At 61.1% G+C, this 18,297-nt stretch carries 11 protein-coding genes; 6 read left to right on the top strand and 5 right to left on the bottom strand.

Going from position 1 to position 18,297, the window contains the following annotated elements; all coding sequences use genetic code 11:
* Window positions 1-460 precede the first annotated feature (460 nt).
* From Q1M04_RS14980 to murI, 4 genes are all read right to left on the bottom strand, one after another.
* Complete coding sequence (locus Q1M04_RS14980; protein ID WP_297999608.1) at window positions 461-994, bottom strand: NUDIX hydrolase; 534 nt, start codon at window positions 992-994, stop codon at window positions 461-463.
* Between the two features lie 644 nt (window positions 995-1,638).
* Window positions 1,639-3,384, bottom strand: a complete 1,746-nt coding sequence (gene argS, locus Q1M04_RS14975) for an arginine--tRNA ligase (protein WP_297999606.1) — start codon at window positions 3,382-3,384, stop codon at window positions 1,639-1,641.
* A gap of 34 nt (window positions 3,385-3,418) precedes the next feature.
* Window positions 3,419-3,904 (bottom strand): DUF1934 domain-containing protein, encoded by a 486-nt coding sequence (locus tag Q1M04_RS14970; protein ID WP_297999603.1) that lies wholly within the window; start codon window positions 3,902-3,904, stop codon window positions 3,419-3,421.
* Entirely contained in the window at window positions 3,891-4,706 is an 816-nt protein-coding gene (gene murI, locus Q1M04_RS14965; protein ID WP_297294375.1) for a glutamate racemase, read from the bottom strand. Before murI ends, Q1M04_RS14970 begins: the two co-directional genes overlap by 14 nt.
* A 210-nt stretch (window positions 4,707-4,916) precedes the next feature.
* Between murI and Q1M04_RS14960 the strand changes: the two genes are divergently transcribed.
* The 3 genes from Q1M04_RS14960 to Q1M04_RS14950 all read left to right on the top strand — a co-directional run bounded on the left by Q1M04_RS14960 (window position 4,917) and on the right by Q1M04_RS14950 (window position 11,597).
* A complete protein-coding gene (locus tag Q1M04_RS14960; RefSeq protein ID WP_293278307.1) occupies window positions 4,917-5,330 on the top strand; it encodes a hypothetical protein in 414 nt (137 codons plus the stop codon).
* A 334-nt stretch (window positions 5,331-5,664) separates the two neighbouring features.
* On the top strand, window positions 5,665-10,185 hold the full coding sequence (gene gltB, locus Q1M04_RS14955) for a glutamate synthase large subunit (protein WP_297999599.1): 4,521 nt from the start codon (window positions 5,665-5,667) through the stop codon (window positions 10,183-10,185).
* 14 nt (window positions 10,186-10,199) lie between these two features.
* Entirely contained in the window at window positions 10,200-11,597 is a 1,398-nt protein-coding gene (locus Q1M04_RS14950) for a glutamate synthase subunit beta (RefSeq protein WP_297999597.1), read from the top strand.
* A 10-nt stretch (window positions 11,598-11,607) separates the two neighbouring features.
* Here Q1M04_RS14950 and Q1M04_RS14945 read toward each other — a convergent pair whose 3' ends face one another.
* Window positions 11,608-12,894 carry a serine dehydratase subunit alpha family protein gene (locus Q1M04_RS14945; protein WP_297999594.1) on the bottom strand — a complete coding sequence of 429 codons (1,287 nt, stop codon included), beginning with the start codon at window positions 12,892-12,894 and terminating at the stop codon, window positions 11,608-11,610.
* Between the two features lie 164 nt (window positions 12,895-13,058).
* Here Q1M04_RS14945 and Q1M04_RS14940 point away from each other — a divergent pair, with 164 nt between their 5' ends.
* The 3 genes from Q1M04_RS14940 to Q1M04_RS14930 all read left to right on the top strand — a co-directional run bounded on the left by Q1M04_RS14940 (window position 13,059) and on the right by Q1M04_RS14930 (window position 18,215).
* Entirely contained in the window at window positions 13,059-15,122 is a 2,064-nt protein-coding gene (locus tag Q1M04_RS14940; RefSeq protein WP_297999591.1) for a sigma 54-interacting transcriptional regulator, read from the top strand.
* Between the two features lie 246 nt (window positions 15,123-15,368).
* Window positions 15,369-16,538 (top strand): MalY/PatB family protein, encoded by a 1,170-nt coding sequence (locus tag Q1M04_RS14935; protein WP_295755787.1) that lies wholly within the window; start codon window positions 15,369-15,371, stop codon window positions 16,536-16,538.
* A gap of 606 nt (window positions 16,539-17,144) precedes the next feature.
* Entirely contained in the window at window positions 17,145-18,215 is a 1,071-nt protein-coding gene (locus Q1M04_RS14930) for a hypothetical protein (protein ID WP_297999588.1), read from the top strand.
* Window positions 18,216-18,297 lie beyond the last annotated feature (82 nt).

Below are 18,297 nucleotides of genomic sequence, written 5' to 3'. Positions count from 1 at the left end.
AGCTGTACAATCTTCTCGGACATAGTTTGCAGTCTCCTTTCAGAATGGTGTGTCGCAACTTCATTCTACCAGAGCTCTGCAAACTATGTCTCTTTTTCTTTTTGCGAAACTTATTCTACCTTATCCCCGAATATCCAAGAGGTAGGAAATCCAGCCCGAAAATCGGATATTTCCACGCTCTCGGAAATGCGGCAGAACGGCTCGTAGATAGGAAGAAGCGATAATAGAAACCGCCTTACCCGCAGGGGCAAAACGGTCAGGGAGGTATATTCAGTTTCCCGCAGGGGGGATAGCCGCGAAGCGGCGCAAGGGGCAAGGCCCCTTGTTCGGAGCGCAACGATGCAAACGGCCCTGGCTTTCGTAAGTCAGGGCCGGGCCTCACAGAGCGCACAATATATGGTCACAGACCATGTATAGAAGTGCGCCGTCAAGGATTTTCATCGCTCCGATAAACTGGAAGTTATCGATCGAATAGCCCTTCTGCGATCAGCAATTCAAGAACACGGGCCTCGCGTTCAAACATCATCGGATTATACGGACTCTGTGTCACATGACGGTTTTTCCTGATCGCAATATCTGGATCAACATACTCTAATACATAGGCTTCTTCCGCTTCATAGCCGTCAAGCTCTTGGGAAACGGCTTCATCTGCACTTTCACAAAGATAGTAATAGTTATCCTGAATAAAACACTCCGTTTCGTCCTGGTCGCTTCTTTGAATTCGATGCACATATCCGTATTCTTTGACGGTATCCGGCAGGACGACTAAACCCGATTCCTCACGAGTTTCCCGGATCATCGCATCCACAGGGTTTTCGCTGTCCTCGATTCCGCCACCCGGAAATTTGTAATAGTCGTACTTAATACTATGAACCATTGCGATTCTTTTACTTTTAATCATGATACTTCTGGCAGAGTTGCGGACAAACGAATGGGTGCATTTGTCGTAGTCCTTTTTGTCCATTTCGAACAACAGTCTCATGGCGACCTCCATAATCATAAATCCTGATTTGTCGTTCTGCATCCATGCCAAGTATAGCACAACAATGGAAACAAATCAACCAGGCGGCGAGGATAGTGTAGTAGTTCCCTCCCTGCCGGTTTATATGTTGACATAGCATGAGTATCTGCAAGCGCAGGCTGTCAGTGTGTATCCTTAAACAAATTACACATCTGTGTCATGTCCTGCTCCTTCCTCCGGGACGTACCCCGGCTCCAAAATAAAAACGTGTCGGCCTGCCGAAATCGGCCTCGGCGATTTCGGTTGCCTACCGTGGGCACAATCACTGTTGGTTGTCAAGGGTTGGAGCGGAGCGGAAAGCAAAAAATTTTCCAGGCTCTTCGGAACCTGGAAAAATTTTTGCGGCCCTTGACGGCCAATTGTTATTGTGCGACCGCCCCGGCCCATGGCCGGGGCTCCTCATTCTCTCGTCCCCGCCGTGCAGTCTGTAACACATTCCCCAGCCCGCAGCTGCTCCTCGAGCACATTTCTTGTGTGACATCCTTTTCCCAGGGTGTCAAAAAAATTCTTGACATCTGCCAGCTTGCTGATTATTCTAATTTACTGCAAATTATTCTTGACTTCTGGCCAGGCCCGCCAGAAACCGGGCCGCGCCTGAAAGGCGCGGCCCCAGCTCTTTACATATGCTCCGGCGCGTCCACGCCGATGAGGGCCAGTCCGTTTTTCAGCACGATCCGCGTGTCGTCCGCCAGCCGCAGCCGGGCACGCGCCAGGGCGGGAGCCTCCTCCCGGATGTGGCAGGCGGTGTAGAAGCGGTGGAAGCAGCCCGCCAGCTCCATCAGGTAGCGGTTCACATGGGAGGGGTCGTAGTTCTTCGCCGCGGCCCGGATGGTATCCGGCCAGGCGGCCAGCTGCTTGATGAGGATCTCCTCCGCCTCCGCCGTCAGAAGGCTCAAATCCGCCTCGCCGGGAGCGGGAACCGCCAGGCCTTCTCCCGCCAGCTTTTGGGCCAGGGAGCAGATGCGGGCGTGGGCGTATTCCACGTAGTAGATGGGGTTCTCCGAGTCCTCCCGGACGGCAAGGCCCAGGTCAAAGTCCATCTGCGTGTCCGGCTTGGCGTTGAAGAACCACCGGGCGGCGTCCACCGGCACCTCGTCCAGCAGGTCCGAGAGGGAGATGGCCTTGCCGGTGCGCTTGCTCATCTTCACCAGCTCCCCGTCCCGGAGGAGCTTCACCAGCTGCATCAGCACGATGTCCAGCTTCCCGCTGCCGTCCAGGCCCAGGGCGTCCAGGGCTCCCTTCAGCCGGGCCACATGGCCGTGGTGGTCCGCGCCCCAGATGTTGATCACCCTGTCGAAGCCCCGGGTCTCGAACTTGTTGCGGTGATAGGCGATGTCGGCGGCGAAGTAGGTGTAGAAGCCGTTGGCCCGGCGGAGCACATCGTCCTTCAGGTCCAGCTTCTCGATGTCCTTTTCCTTCTTCCCGGCCTTGAGGAGGTTTTCCCGCATGATCTGGGCGGTTTTCAGCCACAGGGCCCCGTCCTTCTCATAGGTCCACCCGGCCTTGGTCAAAAGCTCCGCCGTCTCCGCCACCGCGCCGCTGTTGTGGAGGTTGGATTCGTAAAACCAGGTGTCGTATTCAATTTTATAGCGCCGGAGGTCCTCCTTCATCTTGGGCAGGTTGACGCTCAGGCCGTACTCCGCCATGTCGGCCATCCAGAACTCCTCCCGGGTGGCGCCGGGGAAGTCCTCCATTTTGGCCAGGAAGCCCTTGGCCAGCTCCCGGATGTCGTCGCCCTGGTAGCCGTCCTCCGGGAAGGCATAGCTGTCCTCCCCAAAGGTCTGCTGCATGCAGCGGGCATAAATGGACCGGGCGAACTTGTCGATCTGGTGCCCCGCGTCGTTGACGTAGAACTCCCGGCTGACCTCCGCCCCGCAGGCGGAGAGCACGGAGGCCAGGGTGTCCCCCAGCACGCCGCCCCGGGCGTTGCCCATGTGCATGGGGCCGGTGGGGTTGGCGGAGACGAACTCCACCATGATTTTTTGGCCCTTGAGGCTGTCGGAGCGGCCGTAGTCCGCCCCCTCGCGCTCCACGGCGGCGCAGACCTCCTCGTACCACTTCCCGCCCAGCCGGAAGTTCAAAAAGCCCGGCCCGGCGATTTCGGCGGAGGCGAAATAGCTCCTCTCCAAATCCATGTGGTCCAGCAGGGCCTGCGCGATGGCCCGGGGGGGCTGGCGCAGGGCCTTGGAGGCCGCCAGGGCGAAGGTCGTGGTAAAGTCTCCGTTGGCGGCGTCCCGGGGGACCTCCACCGGGGCGGCGGGGACCTCCGCCTGGGGCAGGGACCCGTCCCCGGCGGCGGCGCGGTAGGCGGCCATGGCCAGGGCCGCGGCCTGGTCCTTGGCGTTTTGTACCATGTTCGTCATTGATAAACCCTCTTTCTTTCCGGCGTCTTTTGTATCAGGATTGCCCGTTTTCCCGGGCCTCATGCTTTCTTCTCACGCGAATTTTAAAGGCGTTGCGCCCGGTGGCGGAGTGGTCCACCGAGATGGAGTACCACAGGTCCAGCAGTCCGCCCCGCTCCGTCAGGCTGTGGCGCAGGCGGCTGGTCTGGATATCGATGGCCAGCTCGCCGAAGGGAGTTTCGTACAGGGAGGTGTGCTGCTTTCCCTCCTCAAAAACCATCTGGGAGTTCACGCTGCCAGTCCGGCTGAGAATCACCTGGGGGCCCCGGACCTCGAAGCTGGTGGTGGTGCCCTCCAGCCCGGTGAGCTCGCTCTCCTGATAGGAGAGGATCAGCCCCCCCTCTCCGGTGGGGGTCAGGGAGCCCTCGGTCACAAGCTCGATGCTGTCGGGCTCCATGTCCTCGAAGTGCTGCTCGGACCGGATGGTCAGCAGGACGGGAAGCCCCGCTTGATTCCGGTCAATCATATCAATATTGGTCAATGTCGATCCTCCGTGCCATGTGATGGATGTCCTCCTGCAAAAACAGGGAGGCCGCGCCCTCGAAATCCTCCGAGCGGTCGCTGACGTAGAACTCCGCTCCGCCCCGGCTTTCCGACGGGGCCCGGAGCCCCCGGGCGGTGAGAAGGCGCTTGAGCTCGAAGGCGGACTCCTCCCCGGCGGAGATCAGGGCCACCCCCGGGCCGCAGATGGCGGAGAGGATCTCCTCCAGCAGCGGGTAGTGGGTGCAGCCCAGAATCAAGGCGTCCATCCCCCACTCCAGCAGGGGGGCTAAGTACTCCCGGGCCACGGTCTCGATGACCACGTCCCCGGTTTGGAAGCGGCCGTTTTCCACCAGGGGCACGAACAGCGGGCAGGGCTGGCAGAAGACCTCCACATCCGGGTCCAGCCGCCGCAGCGCCGCCTCATAGGCCCCGGAGCGGACGGAGGCCAGGGTGGCAATCATGCCCACCCGGCGGTTTTTGGTCATAGCCAGGCAGCGGCGGCAGGTGGGCTCCACCACGCCGACAATGGGCAGCTCGTTCTCCGCCTGGAGCACGTCCAGGGAGGTGGTGGAGATGGTGCCGCAGGCGATGAGTACCGCCTTGAGGTCAAAGGACCGGAGAAAACGCAGGTCCTGCCGGGCGTATTTCAGCAAGGTCTCCCGGGACCGGCCTCCGTAGGGCACCCGGGCGGTGTCGCCGAAGTAGACCAGGTCCTCCCCGGGGAGGATGCGCCGCAGGGCCCGCACCGCCGTCAGGCCCCCCAGGCCGGAGTCGAACACGCCGATGGGCCGTGTATCCATTGTTTTTCCTCCTCTCGCCGGGGGGGGACGGAACGCCCCCCGCCGCAAGTCGCTCTGAGTTATGTATTATACTATGAGACGCCCGTTGCCGCAAGACAGATTTTAGTCTTTCTGCCCTCTTTTTTATATGGAATTTTTCTTAAGAGTCTGTTATAATCATGCCGTATGCTGAAATCAACTGCCGCCGGCGCTGTTAGGAGGGGCCTGTTCATGAAAATTGAGTTGACGGAACGGCAATACCGCTATCTGCTGGACCTGGTCTACATAGGCAATTGGGTCCTCAATTCCACCCGGGAGGACGACCGCATCAAAGAGTACGACCAGGTGGAAAGCCAGATTTTTTCCCACTGCCTCCGCCACGGCATGGGAAAGCTGGTGGAGCTGTACCAGGGAGAGCTGATTCCCTCCCGGGCCTTTGCGGGCGGCGGCATCCACGAGGCCATTGAAAATTATGAGGACGTGGTCTTCTATGAGATTCTCGCCGAGGAGCTGGCCCTGCGGGACCTGGACGGCGAACCCTTGACCCGGGAGAACTACGGGGCTTTGATGGAGCGAATCGACACCTACCTGGACGAGTTCGACGAGCATGGGACGGAGCACATCTCCATAGATCTGGACGAATAGGGCCCGCCTTCCCGGGGCGGCCCTGAAGGAAAAACGCCTGGCTGGGTTTGGACCGGCCGGGCGTTTCTTTCTGCGGCCGGCGCGGCTCTCACGCCCCGCTGTGCGCACATAAAATACATTTGTCCGCTGTACAGAAATGCACAAAGAGCGCCTCCGGGGAAACCGCTGTTTTGGCGCAGTTACTGAAATCGGGGGAACCGGGCGGTTTTTCCCGGCGAAAACGTTGACAAGCCTTTCTTTTCGCTCGTATAATGAGGGCCATGAGAGCGCTGTAGGGCCTCCCAGCGGGGTCCTGCCGCTCTTTTTTCATTCAAGCACGAACGGAGTGTTTTTTATGTCATTTGCCTCGCCATTATACAGCCCCCGTTTTGAGCACGACGCCTGCGGCATCGGCGCGGTCGTGGACATCAAGGGACGGAAGTCCCACGAGACGGTGGACAGCGCGCTGAAAATCGTAGAAAAGCTGGAGCACCGCGCCGGAAAGGACGCCGCCGGAGAGACCGGCGACGGCGTGGGCCTGCTGCTCCAGGTGCCCCACAAGCTGATGGTAAAAGCCGCCGGGGACCTTGGAATCGCCCTGGGGGGTGAGCGGGATTACGGCGTGGGGATGTTCTTTTTCCCCATGGACCGCCTGAAGCGGGCCCAGGCAAAGAAGATGCTGGAGATCATCGTGGCCAAGGAGGGCATGGAGTTCCTGGGCTGGCGGGACGTGCCCGTCCGGCCCGAGGCGCTGGGAGAGCGGGCCCGGTCCTGCATGCCCCATATCAGCCAGTGCTTTGTGAGGCGCCCGGCGGATTGCCCCCGGGGGCTGGATTTTGACCGGAAGCTGTACGTGGCCCGCCGGGTTTTCGAGCAGTCCAACGTCAATACCTATATCCCCTCCTTTTCCAGCCGGACCATCGTCTATAAGGGCATGTTCCTGGTGGGCCAGCTCCGGCAGTTCTACGCCGATTTGACGGACCCGGACTGCGAGAGCGCCGTTGCCCTGGTCCATTCCCGGTTTTCCACCAACACCACTCCCTCCTGGGAACGGGCCCACCCCAACCGCTACATTCTCCACAACGGGGAAATCAACACCATTCGGGGAAACGCGGACCGGATGCTGGCCCGGGAGGAAACCATTTTCTCTCCTGTCATGGACGAGGATATGGACAAAATCCTGCCGGTGGTGGACCAGAGCGGTTCCGATTCCTCCATGCTGGACAACACCTTGGAATTCCTGATGATGAACGGCATGGAGCTGCCCCAGGCGGTGATGCTGTGCATCCCGGAGCCCTGGGCCCAGGACCGGCGAATGGACCGGGAGAAGCGGGACTTTTACCATTATTACGCCACCATGATGGAGCCTTGGGACGGCCCCGCCGCCATCGTCTTTTCCGACGGGGACACGGTGGGCGCCGTGCTGGACCGGAACGGCCTGCGGCCCTGCCGGTGGTATCTCACCGGCGGCGGCAAGCTCATCCTTTCCTCCGAGGTGGGGGTGCTGGACGTCGCTCCGGAAACCATTGTAAAAAAATCCCGCCTCCAGCCGGGGCGGATGCTGCTGGCGGACCTCCGGGAGGGGCGCCTGGTGGACGACGGAGAACTGAAGGCCCGCTATGCCGCCCGCCGGCCCTACGGCGAGTGGCTGGACGCCAACCTGGTCCACCTCCGGGATTTGCCCATCCCCAACAAGCGGGTGGAGACTCACCCCCAGGAGCTGCGGGACCGGCTGTATAAGGCCTTCGGCTACACCTATGAGGAGATCAAGGACGCCATTCTCCCCATGGCCCGGGACGGCGTGGAGCCCACCAGCGCCATGGGGGTGGACACGCCGCTGGCGGTGCTCAGCGAGCGGCACCAGCCCCTGTTCAACTACTTCAAGCAGCTCTTCGCCCAGGTGACCAATCCCCCCATCGACGCCATCCGGGAGGAGATTGTCACCGACACCACGGTCTACGTGGGCCCCAGCGGGAATCTGCTGGAAGAGAAGGCCTCCAACTGCACGGTGCTTCAGATTCAAAACCCCATCCTGACCTCTGTGGATTTGATGAAGATTCGCCACATGAACCGCCCCGGCTTCCGCGTGGAGACGGTGTCCCTGCTTTATTACAAGGGTTCTCCCCTGGCCAACGCCCTGGACCGGCTGGTGGTGAACGTGGACCGGGCCTACAAAAAAGGGGCCAACATCGTCATCCTCTCCGACCGGGGAGTGGACGAGAACCATGTGGCCATTCCGTCCCTGCTGGCGGTGAGCACCTTGGAGCAGCACCTGGTCCGCACGAAGAAGCGGACCGCCGTGTCCATGGTGCTGGAGAGCGCCGAGCCCCGGGACGTGCACCACTTTGCCGCGCTGCTGGGCTACGGCGCCCAGGCCATCAACCCCTATCTCGCCCAGGAGTGCGTGGAGGAGCTGGTGGCCCTGGGGATGCTGGACAAGGACCCCGGCGCGGCGGTAAGCGACTACAACGGCGCCATCCTCCACGGCATTGTGAAAATCGCCTCGAAAATGGGGATCTCCACCATCCAGTCCTATCAGTCGGCCCAGATATTTGAGTGCGTGGGCATCTGCAAAGAGGTGGTGGACAAGTACTTCACCAACACCATCAGCCGCGTGGGCGGCGTGGGGCTGCGGGAAATCGGCGAGGGCGTGGAGTGGAACCATAATCAAGCCTTCGACCCCCTGGGGCTGGGCTTCGACCCCACGCTGGATTCCATAGGCGGCCACAAGCTCCGCTCCGGCCCGGACAAAGAGGACCACATGTACAGCCCCCGCACGATCCTTTTGCTGCAAAAGGCGGCCCGGGAGGGAGACTATGAGGTCTTCAAGGAGTACTCCGCCCTGGTGGACTTCGCGGAGAAGCCCCATACGCTGCGGGGCCTGCTGGACTTCCGCTTCCCGGCGGACGGGGGAATCCCCATCGACGAGGTGGAGCCGGTGGAGCGCATTTTCCGGCGCTTTAAGACCGGGGCCATGAGCTACGGCTCCATCTCCCAGGAGGCCCACGAGTGCATAGCCGCCGCCATGAACCGCATCGGGGGAAAGTCCAACTCCGGCGAGGGGGGCGAGGCCCGGGAACGGCTGAACGGCGAGCGCCGGTCCGCCATCAAGCAGGTGGCCTCCGGCCGTTTCGGCGTCACCAGCGAGTACCTGGCCAGCGCCGACGAAATTCAAATCAAAATGGCCCAGGGGGCCAAGCCCGGCGAGGGCGGACATCTGCCGGGGAAGAAGGTCTATCCCTGGATTGCCAGGACCCGGTGCTCCACACCCGGCGTGACGCTGATTTCTCCGCCTCCCCACCATGACATCTATTCCATCGAGGACCTGGCCCAGCTGATCTACGACCTGAAAAACGCCAACCGCCGGGCCCGGATCAGCGTCAAGCTGGTCAGCGAGGCGGGAGTGGGCACCATCGCCGCGGGCGTCGCCAAGGCCGGGGCCCAGGTGGTCCTCATCTCCGGACACGACGGCGGCACCGGCGCGGCCCCCCGGAGCTCCATCCACGGGGCGGGGCTGCCCTGGGAGCTGGGTGTGGCGGAGGCCCACCAGACCCTCATCCAGAACGGCCTGAGGAATCAGGTGGCCATCGAGGCCGACGGCAAGCTGATGACGGGCCGGGATGTGGCCGTGGCCTGTATGCTGGGGGCGGAGGAGTTCGGCTTCGCCACCGCGCCTCTGGTGACCCTGGGCTGCTGCATGATGCGGGCGTGCAGCCTGGACACCTGCCCGGCGGGCATCGCCACCCAGGACCCGGAGCTCCGCAGGCGCTTTTCCGGAAAGCCGGAATACGTGGTGAATTTCATGACCTTCGTGGCCCGGGAGCTGCGGGAGTACATGGCGCGCCTGGGCATCCGCACGGTGGACGAGCTGGTGGGCCGCTGCGACCTCCTCCGGGTCCGGGAGAAGCTGGTGACCCGCCGGGCGGAAACCCTGGATCTGAGCGGGCTGCTGCAAAATCCCTATGGAGAGAAAGCGCCCCACTTCGACCCTGCCGCCGCCTATGATTTCCATTTGGAGCGGACGGCGGACATGAGCGTCCTTTTGAAGAAGCTGGGCGGAACGCTGAAAACGAAAAAGACGGGACGGCTGGACGTGCGGGTCTCCTCTACGGACCGGGCCTTCGGCACCCTGTTTGGCTCCGAGATTACCCGGACCCGCGGAAACGCCCTGCCGGAGGACAGCTATGTCGTCACATGCCGCGGAGGAGGCGGGCAGTCGTTCGGGGCGTTCATCCCCAGCGGGCTGACGCTGAAGCTGGAGGGCGATTGCAACGATGGGCTGGGGAAGGGGCTTTCCGGCGGGAAGCTGATTCTCTATCCGCCGGCAGACGGCGCGTTCAAGCCCGAAGAGAATATCATCGCGGGAAACGTGGCCCTTTACGGGGCCACCGGCGGCAAGGCCTTCATCAACGGAATGGCGGGGGAGCGGTTCTGCGTGCGCAACTCCGGCGCGTCCGCCGTGGTGGAGGGCGTGGGAGACCACGGCTGCGAGTATATGACCGGGGGCCGGGTGGTCATCCTGGGGCCCACGGGAAAGAATTTCGCGGCGGGCATGAGCGGGGGCGTCGCCTACGTCCTGGATGAGAAGCACGACTTGTATCTCCGGCTCAACAAGGAGCAGGTCCAGGCCGGGGAAGTGACGGAGCAGCACGACATAGCGGAGCTCCGGTCCCTCATCGAGGAGCATGTGGCCGCCACCGGGTCCCCCCGGGGGAAACAGATCCTGGCGGCCTTCCAGTCCTATGTCCCCTGCTTCAAAAAGGTTATGCCCAGGGATTACGACCGGATGCTCCGGGCCATGGCCCAGTGCGAGGAGCGGGGCATGGCCCGGGAGCAGGCGGAGATTGAGGCGTTCTATTCTGTGACACGGGGTTAAGGAGGTCCACCGATATGGGAAAAACAACTGGATTTTTGGAGTATAACCGGCAGGAGGCCTCCAGCCGCCCGCCGGAGGAACGGGTCCGGGACTGGGAGCCCTTCCGCATCCCCCTGCGGCCCGCGGTCCGGCGGGAGCAGGGGGGCCGGTGCATGAACTGCGGCGTGCCCTACTGCCAGGCGGGGATGGAGTGGGAAGGAGGGACCTTCGGCTGTCCCCTTCACAACCTGATTCCCGAGTGGAACGACATGATTTGGGCGGAGAACCCCTTCCACGCCCTGAGCCGTCTGCTGAAGACCAACAATTTCCCGGAGTTCACCGGGCGGGTCTGTCCCGCTCCCTGCGAGAGGGCCTGTATCTGCGGGATGTACGGCGATTCCGTCACCATCCGGGACAACGAGCTCAGCGTCATTGAGGACGCCTTTGCCGCCCAGGCGGTCAAGCGCCGCCGCCCGCCCCAGTGGTCCGGAAAGAAGGTCTGCGTGGTGGGTTCCGGCCCGGCGGGCCTGGCAGCGGCGGACCAGCTGAACCACCGGGGTCATTCCGTCACGGTGGTGGAGCGGGAGGAGCGCTGCGGCGGACTTTTGACCTACGGCATCCCGAATATGAAGCTGCCCAAGGACATCGTTCAGCGGCGGGTGGATCTGATGACGGACGAGGGCGTCAGCTTTGTCAACGGCGTGGACGCGTCGGACCCGGCGGTAGCCCGGCGGCTGCTGGGGGACTATGACGCGGTGATTCTCTGCTGCGGCGCGGAGCGCCCCCGGTCCCTGGGCCTGGAAACGGAGGGCGTTTCCGGCGTTTGCTACGGAACGGAGTTTTTGAAAGCCGCCGTGGAGAGCCGGCAGTTCGGCAAGGCGGCCCCCGCCGCCCTCTCGGCGGAGGGCCGGGACGTGGTCATCGTGGGCACCGGCGACACCGCCGGAGACTGCGTGGCGACGGCCCTGCGGCAGGGGTGCCGGTCCGTGGTCCAGCTGGTGCGCCGCCCTGAGGCGGACTACCTGAAAAACGGCGTCCTCCCCCAGGACTACGCCCATCAGGAGGCCGTTTCCGTGTTCGGGGCGGACCCCCGGCGGTTTGGCGTTCAGATAAAAGGGCTGACGGCGGAGGACGGCGTGCTGAAGGCCGTGACGACCACGGACGGGGATACGCTGCCCTGCGGGCTGCTGATTGCCGCCACCGGCTTTGCCGGGTGCGAGGGCGGCGTGTGCGAGGCCTTCGGCGTGGATTACGGCCGGACGGTCCACACGGAGGAAGGCGGCTTTGCCACCAATGTGGAGAAGGTCTTCGCGGCGGGGGATATGCGCCGGGGGCAGTCCCTGGTGGTGTGGGCCATCGCCGAGGGGCGCACGGCGGCCGCGGAGGCGGACGCCTATCTCAACGGCTGCACCAATCTTGTGCGGGTCGTTTGAAGGGGGCTTTTCAGCGTTCCTTTTCCATCATGATTTCCAGGATGGTCCGGTCCGTCTCCAGCATCCCCGGCGCGCTGACCCGGCCCATGCTGCGGATGGCCTCCTCCGGCGTGGCGCCGCAGATGCCGTCGGTGGACCGGAGGACGACGCCGTCCATGGCCAGGTACGCGCACATCAGCGCGGCATTGGCCGCCGTGGCCAGCTTCAAGGCGCAGCCGGTTTTTCCGCCGTCGCAGACCATGCCGGTGAGGTCCCCGCTCATGTTGATAATCGTCCCGCCGATTTGCTCATCGCCTCCGCCCATCAGCCAGACCATGGCGGCGGAGGCGGCGGTAGCGGCGGAGACGCCGCAGCCGCAGGTGGCGGACAGCTTCCCGGTGAAAAGTTTAATGTAGACGTTCAGTGCGTGGGCGAAGGCCAGGGCCTTTGCCAGATGCTCGTTGGAGGCCCCCAGGTGCCGGGCCATTTCCGCCACGGGGATGACGGCGGTCAGGCCGTGGTTCCCGCTGCCCGCGCTGCTCATGACGGCGTAGGGGCACCCGCTCATGCGCCCCTCGGCGCTGGCGGCCACCCGGGCCATCGTGCGGCTGAAGAGGTTGTCTCCCATGGCGCCGGAGGCCAGCTGCCGTTTCAGCGCCCCGGCGATTCCGATGCCCGGGTCGTTTTCCAGCCCGAAATCCGCCAGGCGCTCGTTCATGTCCACGCCTTCCAGCATAAAGGACAGCTCCTCTTCGGAGCACTGCTCCACCAGGGCCCGAATCTCCGCCACCGTCATGGCTTTCAGCCCGTCGTGAAGCGCGTCCCCCGTCCCGGCGGACCAGGGCTTTTCAAACAGGACCTCACCGTTTTTCTGGGTGAGTACGATGTTGGAATGCGTGCCCCGGATGACGCTGACGCCGGTTCCGTTGGAGGTAACCACCTCCGCCCGGGCGTAGAGCTGGGCCTCCTCGTGCCGGATGGACACCGCAACGCGGCGCTCCTCCACCAGCGCGATGGCCTGGCCGGAAACCGCGCCGGTAAGGTCCTCCAGAAGCCGCAGGCCCTTTTCCGGGTTGCGCAGGCCGGCCCCCAGGGCGGCGGCGTACCGCAGCCCCACTTTGGGGAAGCCGGGAATACCCACGCTCATGCCGTTTTTGTAGATGCCGGGATTGACCTCCAGCTTCACGGAGACGATTTCGCCGCCGGCGGCGCGGGAGGCGTCCGCTGCGGCCAGGGCCGCGCAGACCGGCTCCGTGCAGCCCAGGGCGGGGACCACCTCTTGGCGCAGCAGGGTCAGCAGTTCTTCCTTTGTAATCATGGGAAAGCTCCTCTCTGTAAACAGTTTTGTGTGCCGGTTCTTTCGTGATATTATAAAAGCAAATCCTGTGCCGGATATTTTTTTCGCTTTTTCTCCAAAATTCCTTGCAAAACGGCGGAGGCTGTGATTAACTGGTGCAAGAAATTGGTTAAAGGAGGAGTAATATGCCGGGCAAAAAGAAAATCTCCGTCATCGCTCTGGACCCCAGGGCGGGGGAATCCTACAAATCCGACATCGCCCAGCTGTTCGCGGACGCGGCGGACATCTCCGTCTTCTCCATGCTGGACGGCAGCGCCGCCGGGGTGCTGGACCGGGCGGATCTGTTCGTGGCCTCCACCGACGCCTACGGCTCCCCGGAGGAGCTGATGCGGCACATCCCCATTGACAGCCAGACCATGGCGGTGGAGGTCTCCTTCCGGTGGAGTGAGCTGCGCAGGCTCAAGGAGCTCCCGGCGGGGAGCCGGGTGCTGTTCGTCAACATGACCCAGACCATGGCCCGGGAGGCCATCGCCCAGCTGGAGCAGTTCGGCGTCACCCACATCCAATGGATTCCCTTTTATCCCGGCGCGCCGGAGGTTCCGGACGTTCACATCGCGGTGACGCCGGACGAGCTTCGCTATGTCCCTCCGGGAATGGAGACGGTCATTGATCTGGGCCAGCGGGTGTGCACCTCCGGCATGATGATCGAAATCGCCCTCCGCCTGGGGCTGGAATCCCTGCTGGAAGGGCCCGCCTTTCAGCGCTACGCCCAGGAGGTGGCCACCAGCAACTACAGCTTTGACCGGATGTTTGCCCGCTCCATCCGCCTGGAAAGCCAGTTCCACATTTTAATGGAGAGCCTGGAGGACGGCGTGGTGGGCGTCAACGAGAAGGGGGAGATCTTCGCGTGCAGCCGCCACGCCGAGGAGATGACCCTGGTCAGCGCCCCTTTGATCCAGGGACGGCGGTGCGAGGAGGTGTTTCCCTACATCCCCTTCGTCCAGTGCATGCAGGGCCGCCGGACCCTGCCCGCCAAGGCGGTGAAGGTGGGCGGGGTGAACCTCAGCGTGGAGGTGGTGCCGGTGATCCGGCAGAACGCCTGCATCGGGGCCTTCGCCCTGCTTCAGCGGTTCAACGACGTGGAGGCCCGGCAGAGCGAACTGCGCAGCCAGCTTTTCCACAAGGGCCACTACGCGAAATACGGCTTTGCCGACGTGGTGGGCCGGTCGGAGGCCATTGTCAAAACCAAGGAGACCCTGGGCCGCATGGCCCGGAGCGAGAGCCCCGTCCTGCTCATCGGCGAGACGGGCACCGGGAAGGAGCTCTTTGCCCATGCCGTCCATCAGGCGTCCCTCCGGTCGGACGGCCCCTTTGTTCCCATCAATGTGGCGGCTTTCCCGGAAAACCTGCTGGAGAGCGAGCTGTTCGGCTATGAGGAGGGGGCCTTCACCGGGGCGAAGAAGGGGGGACGGCCCGGCCTTTTCGAGCTGGCCCACCGGGGGACGCTCTTTTTAGATGAGGTGGAGGGCATGAGCCCCGCCCTGCAAATCAAGCTCCTCCGGGCCCTCCAGGAGCGGGAGGTCATGCGGGTGGGGGGCAACCGGATCATCCATGTGGACGTCCGCATCGTGGCGGCTACCAACGAGTCCCTGGAGGGGAAGGTCCGGGAGGGCTCCTTCCGCCGGGACCTCTACTACCGCCTCAGCACCCTGCCCGCCCTCATTCCGCCCCTGACGGAGCGAGGAGACGACATGTTTTTGCTGACGGAGCATTTCCGCCGGGAGCTGGGGGGCTCCTTCCGCCTGACGGAGCCGGTGAAGGACTTTTTCCGCCGCCACGCCTGGCCGGGGAACATCCGGGAGCTGCGCAACGCGGTGGAGTACTTTATTTATACCGGCCATGAGGACATTGGCCTGGAGGACCTGCCGCCCACGCTGTTCCTCTCCGGCAGCGCCGCCCTTCGCCATGGCGCATCCCCGGATTTGGAGGCGGCGGAGCCCTCCGACGCCTTCCACTTTCTCCTCTCCCGGCTCTACGACGCCTCGGAGTCGGGGGCGCCCATGGGCCGGGAAAGCCTGCTGAAACAGGCCCGGGAGGCCCACATCCCCCTCTCCCAGCGGGAAGTCCGGGACATTCTGGCGGACATGGCGGCCCAGGGCCTGGTCCGGGTCAGCCGGGGCCGGGGCGGCAGCCGCTTGACACCCAAGGGACGGGCACGCTGGGAAATGGTTCAAAATAAAGAAGATTGAACCAATTAAATTGATTCAACCAATAAACCGCCCGCCGCAGGATGGGCGCGCCATATTCGGCGCATAAAACTCCGGGATAGAACTTGGCATGTTGCAAAAATCTATCCCGGGGTTTTTGTGCGCCTCTCCAAGTTTACAAGAGATTCGCGGAAAATCCAAGGGCTCCCTGCTGTTTGGCACGGTTCCTGCTTTAATAATTTGCCAAACGCCGCGAGCATGCGATCATTTCAGAAAGGATGCGAGACGATGCAGTACGATTTTGACCAGGTGATAGACCGCAGCAAAAACCTCTCCGCCAAGTACGACGAGCGGGGCAAGAAGTTCGGCAGGGAGGATGTGATCCCTCTGTGGATTGCGGACATGGACTTTAAGACCGCCCAGCCCATCATTGACGCCCTTAAGCGGCGGGCGGAGGAAGGGATCTGGGGCTATACCGCCCGGCCCGCCGGCTACTTCGAGGCCATCCGGGACTGGCAGAGCCGCCGGAACGGCTGGGCCCCGGACACGTCCCTCATGAGCTTCTGCCTGGGAGTGGTCCAGACCCTCAGCGCCATGATTCAGCTCTATACCCCCCAGGGAGGCAATGTCCTGATTCAGACCCCGGTTTACGGCGAGTTCTACGACATGGCGGAGTTCGCCGGGCGGAGGGTCATCGAAAACCAGCTGGTGGAGCGGGACGGCCGGTGGACCGTGGACTGGGCGGACCTGGAGGAAAAGCTCCGGCAGGCGGATCTGTTTTTGCTGTGCAGCCCCCACAACCCTGTGGGCATCGTCTGGCCCGAGGAGGACCTCCGCCGGATGATGGAGCTGTGCCTGAAATACCACGTCCTGGTGGTCAGCGACGAGATCCACTCCGACCTCATCTTCCACGGGAAGAAGCACATCCCCACGGCCTCTCTCTCTCCGGAGATTGCCGCCAACGTGGTCACCGGCATCTCCGGCACCAAGACCTTCAACCTGGCGGGCCTCCAGGCCAGCGCCGTGGTGTTCCCCAACCGGCATATGAAGGAAACGTTTGACCGTTTCTGGATGAACATGGACATCCACCGGAACAACGCCTTTTCCGTCACCGCTATGGAGACGGCCTTCCGGGAGGGGGAGGAGTGGCTGGAGCAGCTGCTGCCCTATCTTTCGGAGAACTTTGACTTCGTGGTGAACTACTGTGAGCGGCACATTCCCAAGATCAAGACCTACGCCCCCGACGCCACCTATCTCATGTGGCTGGACTGCCGGGCGCTGGGCCTGAGCAACCGGGAGCTTCACGACTTCATGATCGAAAAGGCCCGGCTGGGCCTGAACGACGGCTGTGCCTTCGGCCGGAGCCTGAACGGTTTCATGCGCCTGAACGCCGCCTGTCCCCGCAGCGTGCTGGAGCGGGCGCTCCACCAGCTGGAGGCCGCCGTCAGCAGCCTGTGATCCCCCTCCCGGCGGAGGTTTTAAGACACCAAAGAAACGAGAAATGGAGATGTTATCATGGCTACGCAAACCGGAAAGCAATCCCTTAGGCTTTTTGTCAAGAGGAACTTTTCAAGGGATGGGAAAAATCAGGCGGGAAAAGCCCCGTGGACGGTTAAAAGCCGTTTTTGGGGGCGGGTAGTATAAAACCCTTACCCCGCCCCGCGCCGGGGCTTGGAGCGCCCCAGGAAGCCCGTATTCATGGGGATTTGGGGGCTGTGCCGCAAGCCTAAATGTCCACGCCTGCCGGTTACGCATTTGCCCTTATCCTGTTCTTTGGGAGAGGCTGGGGGCGCGGGGGCAGAGCCACCGCAAAACCTACCGTCAGCCGCCGCAGTAGTGCAGACGGTTTTGCCGTTAAAATGAAGCGGACGAAAGCGGGGGGCAGGATTGTCAAATCCTGTTCCCCGTTTTCGGCGGCGAAATGGCAACGGCAAAAATCCAGACGGTCAAGGGGGCAGAGTGGAAATTTTTTGCAGAGCAAAAAATGCTACTCGGCCTTGACGGTCTGGATAGTCGGAACGGACATAGAACAGGGATTGTTTTCAGTGGGGAGATGTGCTATACTTGGGTCAGAAAACTAACCGACAAATCACACTTGTTTTGCTTCCAAAAATCAAGCAATTTGAGGAGAACGATGTGAAATTATATTTTTTTGCAACACCAACAGATATTAAGTTTCTTTTTCAGAGCATAGAACAAAAGATTGATATATGCTATATATGGGGGTTTAGTGTTCCATGTCCTGATGCGTTAAATGTATTCAATTCTTGTGATGAAATTGATTGCTTTGGGTACGCCATTGACTCCGAATATTGGATAGATATACATTTCCGAGATACAGCACTTAATCTTGTCCAAAATGCCAACGGTTATTATTATTCCAACGAGAGAGTTCAACTGCATATTTGCAATACCGCCACAAAAGCACTCCCTGACCGCGCACTGATTATGAATGAATTATATTGCCCGCCGAGGGCGGAAAAAAGAAACAAAGAACTTTTCCAAATTATTAAAAAGACAATGCAGGGGGAATGGGAAAAAATTGATGGCATTCTATACAGTCCAGAGGTTTTCCATGAACGGGAGCATTTAGTTTTTTTAGGAGACGAGCCTTTTTCCTTTTCTGGGCAAAAGAGATACTCTACAACATTGGAAATGTGGTGTAATTCACTTCCTCCAGAAATTAAAACTGTGCCGTTTTTATGCTCTCCCCCAGAGCCTGAAATATATTTTTATGCGTCTTCAAGTGATGTGTTGATGTTTTTCCAACAGTTGGAGACACAGACTTCCATGCAGTATTGGTGCGGAAAAGAGAACTTTCGATTTGAGCGCTTTCGGCAATTATTTTCTGAAAAATTTTATAATGACAGTCTCCCAAAAACATTTCATGCGATTGATATGGATACGCATAACACGATTGATGTCACCTTGGGTGGATTCAGAGTGGATATGAAAAACGTTGTTGTTCCAGGAATGATTACCTATATGAGAGGTTGTCCCAAATACGGAGGTACACTGCTGCGAAAATTGAATAAACTGTTTGAAATGTCGTTTAACTCGGTTTCTGTTAAGCACTATGGAACCTATTATTTTTTGAGTTTTCGTATTTTTTCAATTTGGCATAATGACGATTAAAAAAGCAGACGGATTCAGTGAAAAAATGAAAATAAAAGAAGAATTCCATCCTGAAATGTGGTATAATTTAATCACCACAAAA

Origin of the sequence: uncultured Oscillibacter sp. (assembly GCF_950073225.1) — a bacterium.
Classification (GTDB): Bacteria; Bacillota; Clostridia; order Oscillospirales; family Oscillospiraceae; genus Oscillibacter.
Note: the sequence above shows the minus strand (reverse complement) of the source record. Positions and strands in the feature narration are given on the sequence as shown.